The following is a 10,961-nucleotide window of genomic DNA, read 5'->3' as shown; positions in this document are numbered from 1 at the left end:
ATAACATGCCATATTCCGCATAAACATTATGGCTAGATACAACGAACCGAATATCATTTTTCTTTAAAATACTTTTATTACCATAAAAAAAGCATAGTGATCTAAATAAAATTCTACCGTGTGAAAAAAGAGACAGTTTATCAATAGTATAGCTGTTTGGTATATTTCTAATTAATGAGTCATAAATCAGATCACCAATTAAAACATCATCCTTACGGTAATCAACAAGTTTAGATCCACTCTTCAAACAAAGCAGTACATAGAAAAAAGAACAAAGTGAAGAAAACACTACACTAGGATTGATATAATTCAACCACCAGCAGAAAAAGTTATTTATCCCAAAAGAGCGATAGATCGGGATGACATTACTTGCCTTTTGCTTCATGCCTCTAACAAGCACTTTAACATTAAGCCCTGAAGCCTCCCTTGCAGCATTTGCCAGACGAGATTTTTCAACAATGCTCGTTGGTGAGTCCAGAAAGCCCTCGACCAATATTCCGACTTCACCATTATGCCTATGTGACCAATGCTTTTGATTTAGCTCAATGAACTTTTTTTCCTCCGGAGAGAGTTTATAGCTCAAAAACAAAGTACCCAATATCTTTTTAATTCTTTCGAAATTCATAAAGAGAAACCATCATCTACTATAATATTTTGCCCAGTCACATACTTGGCTTGGTCTGACAACAGGAACATGATGCTGCCGATGATCTCCGACACATCCAGCATACCTGCACCATGAGTATGGCTCTTGTATGCCTGGCAAAACGCATCAGGCTGATTATCAAATATCCCACCCGGGCTCACATTGTTCACCCTGAAACGGCTGTCATTGACATATGCTGCCGCATACTTGCTCAAATGCTGTATCGCGGATTTGATCGCCGCATACTCGACCGGCATGGTCATTTTGGTATTGTTGTAAATATCAAACTTAGGTGCAACAACACCATATATGGATGAAATATTGACTAATGAAAAGGCTGTTTCATGTGCTTTGAAATAAGACGCACATTGCTGGGTAAACAGGAAAGCACTGCCAAGATGGAGTGAAAGATTTTCATTGAAACTGGCAAGGGACACATCAAAAAAATGCGCGCCATAGGTTTTGTTTCTCGGATAGGTCGTGTTGACAGCCCCATCCATATGTTCTTGTTGCGCAAAAAATACCTTGAGGCTTTCCTCACTGGTCACATCCAGCTGTATCAACGTCAGATTGTCGTCTGCCGTATCCACACCCTGAGTGGAAAGACGCTGGGCCATGGCATCGACATTGATATCTGCCGCGATAACTTTGCCGCCCTGGGCAAGAATGGCAGGCACCAGACGAGAGCCCAGCAAGCCGCCGGCACCGGCCACCAGAATACGTTTTTCGTTCAACAGCTGTTCCATTATTTCTGCTCTCCTACGATAGCTTCTGCCAGTTTGAAGTCGTAAATATCGTCAATATCGACCGCTCGTTCTTTCGGCACCTCGATACTGGTGACTTTCCCCGAGAACAGCCCGTAGTGTTCAAGCACAAAGGCAGGTGTCGTGGCATATACCACTGTCGTGATATCAAAAACCGGAGGCGCATCCTGACGCCGAGCAACATCGCCCGCCGGTTTATTGACCAACTCGACCCAACCATCCACCGTTTCCTTTACCATGTTGAAATAGGGGCTGCGGTTGGCTGGCGTGACGGAGATACAGATATCGGCATTTTGCTCACGACGTTTGGCAATGGCCGCTTCAACATCACTCACACTGCGCAGCGGGCTGGTTGCCGGCAAGCTGATGAAACCATCGAATGCCCCATAATGCGCGGTCGCCCATTCAATGGCATGTCGCCAGGACAGCCACTCCGGGCTGGTGTCTGTCGCCAATTCGGATGGGCGCTCTATAACCACCGCGCCGGATGAGATTGCAACGCTGGCAATGGCAGCATCATCCGTAGAAACAAACACTTGGCTAATCGATGGTGATGCCAGCGCCGTATCGATGGAATATTGCAACAACGGTTTTCCCGCCAATGGACGAATGTTCTTTCCTGGCAACCCTTTTGAGCCGCCCCGGGCGAAAATGAACGCAAAATTTTTCATCTGATTCGAGATCCGGTTAGGTGTTATCGATGATGAGAGAACGCTTTGATTGCTTCGATCAATGCAACCGTTCGTGTGGCGTCATCGATAGAGATGCTGTGATGCTTGGCACCCTGAATAAGATTGACAAAATCGGCAATCATGCCGAGGTACATCTGGTTTTTATCCCAGGCGGGCTCACAATGAATGACTTCAATACCATTGGCCGAGCTCAATGAGACCGAATTTTGAATCAGGTCCCATTCCAACGTACCTTCACTGCCAATGACGCGGCATTTGCGATGTGCTTTTCGTTGGAGAAAATCCAGATGGACCGTGGCAATGGCGCCCGTTTTGTCGCCAAGCATGATATCGGCCATGTCCTCAACCGACAGGCCAAGCTCTTCGGAAGAAGACAGGCTTGCGTATTTGACTTGAAGTGGTCCAAGCAGCCACTGGATATAATCGAACTCGTGACTGAGCTCCAGCAACACTCCTCCCCCCAACTCTGCACGAGCAGAAACGCTGTGCCGAAAATCTTTGCTGGGGCGCCAATCAGGCAGGTATTGCCCGGTTTCAACCTGAACATGGTAGCAGCGGCCCACTTTTTGCTCAGTCAACAGATCTTTCATGAGCATGGCCGACGGTAAATAACGCAGGCAATATCCGACAGCCACCGGAGTATTGTGCTCATGGCTGGCAGCTTGAATGGCCTCACAATCGGCAAGCGATGCCGCCAGGGGTTTTTCAATCAGAACGGGAATGCCCGCTTTTATCAGAGGGATGGCATGGGCAGCATGCAAGGTCGCAGGGGACGCGATGATCGCAAAATCAATGCGATGCTGGATAAGTTCCTCTACTGAAGAGACGAGTACATCACAATCACTGATATCCGCTGCGGCAGCATGACCACTGGCTGACATGGCGTAGATGGAAGCGGATGGATAAAGGTGCTTTAAGTTTCTTCTGTGGCGAACCGAGATATTACCGAGGCCAACGACAGCAATACGTTCCATTATGAGAGTAGCCCCAGTGAAGATATATCCGATTGAGCACGATTGAAATCTTCCATGCGACCGATATCCAACCAGTACTCATGAATAGGAAACATCAAGACTTGCTTATTTTTATTCATATGTTGTTCAAGCAGAGTTGGCATATCAATGCGTTCCCCTTTGGCCACAGATTGCACGACATGAGGTGCAACAACATAAATCCCGGCATTGACAAAGAAATGATGAACCGGCTTTTCAATCATGCTGGTGATCTTGTTTCCCTCACCCGTGATGACGCCGTAGGGAATTTGGTAATCATATTCACGCACACACATGGTGGCATCAGCACCGTTTTCCACATGAAAATCGAGCAGACGATTGAAATCCACTGTGGTCAGCACGTCGCCATTGATCATGATAAGCGGCAGGGCAGGGATGTCGCCGGGCAGCAGGCCCAGGGCACCACCGGTTCCCAGCGGGGTCTCTTCATAGACGTAACGAATATTGGCCCCCCAGGCTGAACCATCACCAAAATAATTAGTGATCTGCTCGGGCATATAGTGGGTGGAGATGTAGATGTTCTTGAAGCCAGCCTTGAGGAACTGGTTGAGCAGGGTCTCCAGTATCGGCTTGTCACCCACCTTGAGCATGGGCTTGGGGCAATTGTCGGTCAGCGGGCGCAGCCGGGTACCAAATCCCCCCGCCATGATGAAGACGGGATTGTCATAGCTCGGCGCTTGCGCCGCCTGCTCCCAGGTTTCCAGCCCAATCAGCTTGCCCGCATCGTCGACCACTGGCAGGGAAAGAACGCTTCGCGCTCGCATGGTTTCCAGCAACTGCGCACGGGTCAGTTTGGCCGAGACAGTGATGGGGGTGGAATTCATCACGGCCGTGACGCTTTGCGTCAGGGAGACATTGTTCAGGATGGCGCGGCGAACATCGCCATCGGTCACGACGCCGAGCAAGTGCCGCGCGTCATCCACGACCAGACAAACCCGCAGTGCCTCTTCATTGATCACGGCCAGGGCATCACGCACCGAGTGTGCCGGCGACAACACCACTTTTTCCCAATTTTTGCTCATCCAATCCATCCTTTACTGCTTGATAGGCATCACGCTGCCCCGGGCAACGTATGCAATCTGCTTTTCTCCAAGAGGGCGCGTCAGCGTGGCGCCAGCCCCGACCACGGCATCAGAGCCAATTGATATGCCCTGGATCACGGCAGCTCCCGTACCGATATGGACTCTCTCACCCGTTACCACACCGCCGGATAACACGGCGCCCGGTGCGACGTGATTGTCGCCTCCCAGATGGCAGTCGTGATCCACGATGGCACCACTGTTGATGATGCTGTTGGCACCTATCCGGGTACCCGCCTGAATGATGGCCCCCGCCATGACCTGGGCCCCCTCTTCCAGCACGGCGTAGTCAGAGACCATGGCCTGTGCGCTGACGACGCTTGCAAAGCGGTAACCAAGGGCGCGATAACGGGCAAATAGCGTGGCGCGCAGCGGGTTGCCCGGCAGGGAGCCGATGCCATTGACCAACACCACCTCATCCGGATGGTGGGTCAGTATTTCCTCATCATGCCAGAGGGGAATATCAGCCAGTGCGGCGCGCGCTGTACCTGCGGCGGGCGCAACCAGGGCGATGGGAACCACTCCCTGGCTGCGCAGCATGTCGACCAGCACCGAGGCATGTCCCCCTGCCCCGAGGACGATGACCGGTTTATTCACGGATAGGCTCACCCGCCTGATAGGCTCGTTTGGCCGGTTGCCCCAGGAGCTGCCAGTAGGCATAGGGGCTCATTCCATCGCCAGGGCGCTTGATGGCGAGGTTGTCGGCACAGAGGATGGCGCCCTCCTCAATGTCGCAGGCAGCGACCAGGCTCTTGCGTGCGATCTCCTTGTTCTTGATCTCGCTCGGGCGAGGCCCTTTGATGCCGTCTCCCAGTGCCAGTTCCACATCGCGGATCCCTTTCACCATGGCGGCCAGTTCATCGGGTTCAAGAGAAGCCTTGTGATCAGGCCCTTCCATGTTGCGATCCAGCGTGAAGTGCTTCTCGATGAGGCAGGCTCCACGGGCGACTGCCGCCACCGGGATGGTGATGCCCTGGCTGTGATCCGAATAACCGACCGGCAACCGGAAGGCGTGCGACAGGGTATCCATGGCTTTGAGGTTGATATCCACCATGGGCGCCGGATACTCGGTCGTGCAATGCAGCAGGGTCACCTTGTTGGCCAAAGCGGCCTGACCAGCCTCGCTGGCATAGGCAGCCATGAAGGCGGCCTCACCGGGCTGCGCATCCTGCGGCGCGGTCAATCCGAAGGCTATCACCCCCAGGGCCGCCTCCACTTCTGCCAACGTGGCCATACCGGTCGAGACGATCAACTCGCAACCGGTGCGAGCATGGGCCAGTACGAAAGGCGCATTGGTCAGTTCCCCGGACGGGATCTTGAGGGTCTGCAACTTCAACCGGTTCACCAGAAAGTCCAGGCTCTCGGTATCGAAGGCGGTAGACAGAAACGCGATACCGAGAGACTCGCAATAGGCGATCAGACGAAGATGGGCATCGAACGAAAGCTCAAGGCGGGAGAGCATGGCAAACTGGCTCTCTTCCTTGCCGGTGTTGGCGGTTTGATAAGCAGCCTGCTTGGCCTGGCGGGTCACCAGATTGGCCGCCTTGAAGGTCTGAAACTTGACGACATCGACGCCTGCCCGGTGGGCAGCATCGATCAGTGCCACGGCGAGTGCTTCGTCGCCATTATGGTTGACGCCGGCTTCGGCGATGATGCGGATCATGGCGACGGACTCCTGTCGAGATCATGGAACTGTTTGATGGTGGGGATGGCAAAATGCTTCAGGCGTGCCACGATTTGGCCGCTGGCGTCCCCTGCACCATAAGGATTGACATAAGCATCCGGGCCCATAGGCTGCAAGGCCTTGGCAATGCATTGCGTAATGGCCTCTGCCTTCGCGTCGCAATGAAGCACACTCTTCGCTGCCAGGCGCCCTTGTTGGCGTTGGCCGATATTGATGGTCGGGACACCCAGAGAAGGCACTTCGATGATGCCGCTCGACGAGTTGCCGATCACGGCGGCACAGTGTTTCACCGCGCTCAGGTAACGTCTGTAACCCAAAGACGGGATGGCCAGCACGCGTGCAGGATTGGCTGTCGCATACTGCTCAAGCAGTGGAATGATGGCTCGACCACCGTCATCTGCATTCGGGTACGTCAGGATAACCTGATGGTCGGGATAGTTATCCAACGCCGCCAGCAAGGCACTGAAACTCTCCCTGGCCGGTTCATCGGCCAGAGTCACGGGGTGATAGGTCACCACGAAGAACGGTGAGTCCAACGTAAACCCAAGAGAGGATTGCAGCTCGTCCATGGACAGCAGCGGTGTCTTGATGATGTGGTCCAGACCGACGGCGCCCACGTTGAACACCCGTTCAGGCGCCTCCCCCAACTGAATGACTCGCTGTCGATAGGGCTCGGCGGCCGTGAAGTGCAGGTAGCTCAACTTGGTAATGGCATGGCGAATGGCGTCGTCATAAGCCCCCTCGGTGATCTCGCCACCATGGAGGTGTGCTACCGGTATGCGCTGCAACATGGCCGCCTGGGCTGCCGCCAGCGCTTCAAAGCGATCCCCCAGGATCACCAGCACATCCGGTTGCAAGCGGGCCAATGCATCTGCCAGCCCGAGCAAGGCCACGCCCATGCTTTTGACTACCCCCACAGAGGTATCGGAGGAGAGCAGCATCTCGATGCGCTCATCGATCTTGAAACCATCCTGCTCTATCTGCTGATAGGTCAGGCCGAACTCGGGGGACAAGTGCGTACCCGAGACGATCAGCTTGAGCTCCAGGTCGGGATCCGCGGCAATGTCTTTCATCAACCAATAGAGCAGCCCGTATTCGGCGCGAGTACCGGTAAAGACGGCAATGGTGTTGGCCATGTTCAGACCTCGACAGGCGAGCTGGGCAGGTTGATCAGATGGGCTTCCAACCATTCGGCATTGTTAAGCTCCCCACGCAAGGCATGAGAGAACATGGGCAGGCGATGCATCAGCTTCCATACAGGCCGGGTCATGACACCAGCCTTGTTCAGCTCGGTCAGCAACGTATCCCGCTGGGTCTGATCTTCACAGACAATCGCATTGAGCCAGTAGTTGGAGCGTCCATAAGAAGGCTCGGTCACAAACTGGCATGCCTGTCCCTTGAAGAACTCGGCATAGTGCATGGCAAGCGCCCGCTTTTGCGCCAGGAATTGCGGCAGGGCTTCCATCTGGGCACATCCGAGGGCCGCATTCAGATTGGGCATCCGGTAGTTAAAACCGGGTTCATCATGATAGAACTCGAACGGATGGGGTACCTTGGCGGTGGTGGTAATGTGCTTGGTGCGCGCCCCCTGTTCGGCATTCTGGCAGAGCACCATGCCACCACCCCCCGTGGTGATGATCTTGTTGCCATTGAAGCTCAGGGCGGAAAACGCACTCAGCGTCCCCGTGTGTTTGCCTTTGTAGTAGGAACCCAGGCTCTCGGCAGCATCTTCTACCAGGGCGATGCCCCAGGCCTCGCACACGGCCTGAAGCTCATCGAGTTCAACCGGATGACCAAAGGTGTGCATGGGCACGACGGCTTTGAGGCGGCGTCCGCTTGCCTTGTGGATGGCACCTGTCTCGGTGCGAGACGCATGCTCTTCCAGCCAGTTGGCCAGGGCAACGGGACACAGGCCCAGGCTCTGGCGTGATACATCGACAAACACGGGTTCTGCGCCCATGTGATACAAGGCATTGCAGGTCGCCACAAAGGTCAGGGGCTGGGTGATCACCAGATCCCCTGCCTGCACACCTGCCATGTAGAGCGCGATATGCAGCGCCGCCGTGCCATTCATGGTGGCAACGGCACGGGCTGAACCGGTAAAGGTGGCTATTTGCTGCTCGAACTGCTCAACATAGGCACCGACACTGGAAACGAAGGTGCTTTCGAGGGTATCGAGCACATATTGACGTTCATTGCCGGCAAAGGTCGGGGCGTGAAGAGGGATGAAGTCATCGGTTTTGTAGGTATCACGAATAAAACGTATCAATTGAGTATGCATACCGATTCCTTACATCTTGCCGTCGAGATATTTGCCCGTTTCTTTGTGACCAAAATCCGGGATCATGGCGAAGAACAACTCGACGATCTCTTTCTTGTCCCAGGCGCGTTTTGTTTTCATGGCTGCAATGGTCTGCTCGAAATGGTTGAGCAGATCATTCTGATATGAGGGTTCATTCTTGATGATGCCCAGGTTCTCGAACCGGGCCATATCCAGCACTTCCTTGTCCGTGAAGAACTCTTCGAAGTCTTTTTCACCCGTGGTGTCACTCTCGGTAAAGAGGCAGGGCCACATCCCCTGCTCGGGCAGGCTCGCCATCAAGGCTCTGGCTTCATCCTCGTCCTTGCACAGATGCGGCTTGTAACCATGCTGCTCCAGATACTTCACGGCGATTTCGGCGAAGGTAATCAGGTGCAGGGATTCGCTGAGCTTGGGGAAGAAGATATCCCTGTTCTCACCGAAGATGCAGGACATCAGGCACAGCTCACCGGACTCCTGGGGAGTCACGAAGTAGCGTTTGATGTCGTTGGGGGCGACGATGGGCTGACGCTTTTGCAAGCGCTGGTTGAAGCCATGCAGCAAGGAGCCATCGGAGAAGGCCACGTTGGCAAAGCGCGCGGTTGAAATGGCAATCTGTTCGCTGCGGCGCATCAGGAACATCTCCATGATGCGCTTGGACGCCCCCATCATGTTGACCGGATTGGCCGCCTTGTCCGTCGAAACACAGAAATACTTTTTCACTCCCATGTCGATGGAGTGCTGGATGGTTTTGTCCGTGTTGAAGACGTTGACATCGATCATGCGCATCAACGTGAAAGGATCTTTCTCGCTGCGTACATGTTTGAGCGCAGAAAGATTGAGCACGTAATCATAGGCGCCGTCAGCTTTGATAAAGGCGTCATATTCAATGGAGCCGATATCCAGGGCGAACGTCTGGAAATCACCATCGATATACCCGAACGAGCTGCGGATATCGCGCACCAGCTCGACCATGTTGTTCTCGCTGATATCGACCACATGCAATTTACGTGGATTTCTCTTGAAGATCTCTTTGGTTACCGCCTGGCCAATAGAACCGGCGCCACCAAGCACAAGAAAACGGGACTGGCTGACGATATCAGACAGCTGTTGCTCATTTTTGCCGATGTCATCAACGAACAGGTCTTTATTACGACCAATGAGACTCAAAATATTACTCTTCATATAAAAGATACCAATCTCAAGTTCAGTCCACGCAGGACGTGCAATATATCAATGATGAATTCAATCAATGTCGCGCATTTGCGAGAGATGCCAGGTAATCGTCTTGGACAATCCTGACTCAAAACTCTCCTGCGGCAGCCATTTCAATTCAGTGGCTATTTTGCCGGCATCAATGGCGTAACGACGGTCATGGCCGGGCCTGTCGGCCACATGGGTGATTTGATCCCGATAGCTTTTCACCTTTTCCCCGGGCTTTTCTCCCTCAAGAGGAGATGGGGACAAGGGGACCAGTTCGTCGAGCAGATCGCAGATGGTTTGCACCACTTCCAGATTGCGCTTCTCATTGTGGCCCCCGATATTGTAGGTCTCTCCCACTCGCCCTTTGGTCAGCACCAGCAACAGTGCTCTGACATGATCCTCCACATAGAGCCAGTCGCGGATCTGATCTCCCTGGCCATAAAGCGGGATGGGCTTGCCAGCCAGGGCGTGGGCGATCGTTTGTGGAATCAGTTTTTCCGCATGTTGCCAGGGCCCGTAATTGTTCGAGCAGTTGGTCACCAGCACGGGCAGCCCGTACGTTCGGTGCCAGGCGCGCACCAGATGATCGCTCGATGCCTTGGCGGCAGAATAGGGGCTGCTCGGCGCATACGAGGTAGTTTCGGTGAAAAACGGCAGCGCGGCTCCGGAAGTCAACTCATCCGGATGGAGCAAATCGCCGTATACCTCGTCGGTGGAGACATGATGGAAGCGAAATGCAGCCTTGCGTACCTCGTCCAGATCGTTCCAATAGGCGCGTGCCGCTTCCAGCAACATATAGGTGCCGACGATATTGGTCTGGATAAAATCGGCAGGGCCTGTGATGGAGCGATCAACGTGGCTCTCGGCGGCCAGGTGCATTACGGCATCGGGTTGATGGGTTGTAAAGACCCTGTCCACTTCAACGCGATTACAGATGTCGACCTGCTCGAACACATAACGATCGCTCGTAGATACAGACGCCAGAGATGCCGGATCCGCCGCATAGGTCAGCTTGTCCAGATTGACAACTGAGTCCCGGGTATGCTGGATGATATGGCGGACAACGGCAGAACCGATAAAGCCGGCACCACCGGTAACAAGAATTTTCATATCAGTGGGTGTTCATGCATGGTCAGTGAATAGCTGAGGCAGGCAAGGCCATACTTGTATGACCAGTATTCGAGGTCAATATTGCCTGAGAAAACCACGACAGCCAGAAGCTGGCAACTGTGTTAGCTACCGCCCTTGGGTTACAGCTCCCAACATGCTGCTTTTAACCTGATTGTCCGTGCTGTTGGCCATCACATCCTCCAGCTTCTTGTTTTGATTGATGTTTAACAATGTTGTCGCATTACATTGCACACCCAGGCAGTCCACAGCCTGCATTGCTCACATCTTGGGCTATCTGCGCCCCAAACCCGATTCGGGGTCAGATTCTATCTTGTTTAACCCAAAGATGAACAGTCAAAACAACAGGAAAGCGCCTATTGAAATCAGGATTCAAAAAAAACCATTCATGTGATACTGCCCTTTGTGAATCCACTCAGCCGTTGCCGGGGATTGCCCTGCTTTGTTCCAGCA

The 10,961-nt window shown here is 53.5% G+C and carries 11 protein-coding genes; all 11 read right to left on the bottom strand.

All coding sequences use genetic code 11. From position 1 onward, the window contains the following. Positions 1-625, bottom strand: a 625-nt coding sequence (locus tag AB5Y89_RS03085) for a hypothetical protein (protein WP_368222852.1), incomplete at its 3' end; no start/stop codon positions are given. Then, positions 622-1,392, bottom strand: a complete 771-nt coding sequence (locus tag AB5Y89_RS03080; RefSeq protein WP_368222851.1) for an oxidoreductase — start codon at positions 1,390-1,392, stop codon at positions 622-624. The genes AB5Y89_RS03085 and AB5Y89_RS03080, both read right to left, overlap by 4 nt. Next, positions 1,392-2,081: an acylneuraminate cytidylyltransferase family protein gene (locus AB5Y89_RS03075; RefSeq protein ID WP_048207995.1), complete on the bottom strand. Its 690-nt coding sequence runs from the start codon at positions 2,079-2,081 to the stop codon at positions 1,392-1,394. The genes AB5Y89_RS03080 and AB5Y89_RS03075 overlap by 1 nt, the downstream gene beginning before the upstream one ends. A 23-nt stretch (positions 2,082-2,104) precedes the next feature. Next, positions 2,105-3,076, bottom strand: a complete 972-nt coding sequence (locus AB5Y89_RS03070; protein WP_368222850.1) for a Gfo/Idh/MocA family protein — start codon at positions 3,074-3,076, stop codon at positions 2,105-2,107. After that, entirely contained in the window at positions 3,076-4,137 is a 1,062-nt protein-coding gene (locus tag AB5Y89_RS03065) for a nucleotidyltransferase family protein (RefSeq protein ID WP_368222849.1), read from the bottom strand. The genes AB5Y89_RS03070 and AB5Y89_RS03065 overlap by 1 nt, the downstream gene beginning before the upstream one ends. A gap of 12 nt (positions 4,138-4,149) precedes the next feature. Further along, a complete protein-coding gene (locus AB5Y89_RS03060; RefSeq protein ID WP_254231583.1) occupies positions 4,150-4,791 on the bottom strand; it encodes an acetyltransferase in 642 nt (213 codons plus the stop codon). Further along, complete coding sequence (gene neuB / locus AB5Y89_RS03055; protein ID WP_368222848.1) at positions 4,784-5,857, bottom strand: N-acetylneuraminate synthase; 1,074 nt, start codon at positions 5,855-5,857, stop codon at positions 4,784-4,786. The genes AB5Y89_RS03060 and neuB overlap by 8 nt, the downstream gene beginning before the upstream one ends. Further along, the gene (neuC, locus tag AB5Y89_RS03050; RefSeq protein ID WP_045524096.1) at positions 5,854-7,014 is read right to left on the bottom strand and encodes a UDP-N-acetylglucosamine 2-epimerase; all 1,161 of its coding nucleotides are present in this window, start codon (positions 7,012-7,014) and stop codon (positions 5,854-5,856) included. The genes neuB and neuC overlap by 4 nt, the downstream gene beginning before the upstream one ends. A 2-nt stretch (positions 7,015-7,016) precedes the next feature. Then, on the bottom strand, positions 7,017-8,159 hold the full coding sequence (locus AB5Y89_RS03045; protein ID WP_048208001.1) for a LegC family aminotransferase: 1,143 nt from the start codon (positions 8,157-8,159) through the stop codon (positions 7,017-7,019). A gap of 9 nt (positions 8,160-8,168) precedes the next feature. Next, on the bottom strand, positions 8,169-9,362 hold the full coding sequence (locus tag AB5Y89_RS03040) for a UDP-N-acetylglucosamine 4,6-dehydratase (RefSeq protein ID WP_048208002.1): 1,194 nt from the start codon (positions 9,360-9,362) through the stop codon (positions 8,169-8,171). A 60-nt stretch (positions 9,363-9,422) separates the two neighbouring features. Continuing rightward, on the bottom strand, positions 9,423-10,490 hold the full coding sequence (rfbB, locus tag AB5Y89_RS03035) for a dTDP-glucose 4,6-dehydratase (protein ID WP_288212611.1): 1,068 nt from the start codon (positions 10,488-10,490) through the stop codon (positions 9,423-9,425). Positions 10,491-10,961 lie beyond the last annotated feature (471 nt).

The sequence above is a fragment of the Aeromonas sp. s4 genome, from assembly GCF_040907855.1.
GTDB classification, from domain to species: Bacteria; Pseudomonadota; Gammaproteobacteria; order Enterobacterales; family Aeromonadaceae; genus Aeromonas; species Aeromonas caviae.
Note: the sequence above shows the minus strand (reverse complement) of the source record. Positions and strands in the feature narration are given on the sequence as shown.

What these genes read in the sequence shown, in the direction of transcription:
- AB5Y89_RS03040 (WP_048208002.1), bottom strand. Translation starts at nt 9,362, where the DNA reads ATGAAGAGTAATATTTTGAGTCTCATTGGTCGTAATAAAGACCTGTTC.
- neuB (WP_368222848.1), bottom strand. Translation starts at nt 5,857, where the DNA reads ATGATCCGCATCATCGCCGAAGCCGGCGTCAACCATAATGGCGACGAA.
- AB5Y89_RS03065 (WP_368222849.1), bottom strand. Translation starts at nt 4,137, where the DNA reads ATGAGCAAAAATTGGGAAAAAGTGGTGTTGTCGCCGGCACACTCGGTG.
- AB5Y89_RS03080 (WP_368222851.1), bottom strand. Translation starts at nt 1,392, where the DNA reads ATGGAACAGCTGTTGAACGAAAAACGTATTCTGGTGGCCGGTGCCGGC.
- neuC (WP_045524096.1), bottom strand. Translation starts at nt 7,014, where the DNA reads ATGGCCAACACCATTGCCGTCTTTACCGGTACTCGCGCCGAATACGGG.
- AB5Y89_RS03070 (WP_368222850.1), bottom strand. Translation starts at nt 3,076, where the DNA reads ATGGAACGTATTGCTGTCGTTGGCCTCGGTAATATCTCGGTTCGCCAC.
- AB5Y89_RS03075 (WP_048207995.1), bottom strand. Translation starts at nt 2,081, where the DNA reads ATGAAAAATTTTGCGTTCATTTTCGCCCGGGGCGGCTCAAAAGGGTTG.
- AB5Y89_RS03045 (WP_048208001.1), bottom strand. Translation starts at nt 8,159, where the DNA reads ATGCATACTCAATTGATACGTTTTATTCGTGATACCTACAAAACCGAT.
- rfbB (WP_288212611.1), bottom strand. Translation starts at nt 10,490, where the DNA reads ATGAAAATTCTTGTTACCGGTGGTGCCGGCTTTATCGGTTCTGCCGTT.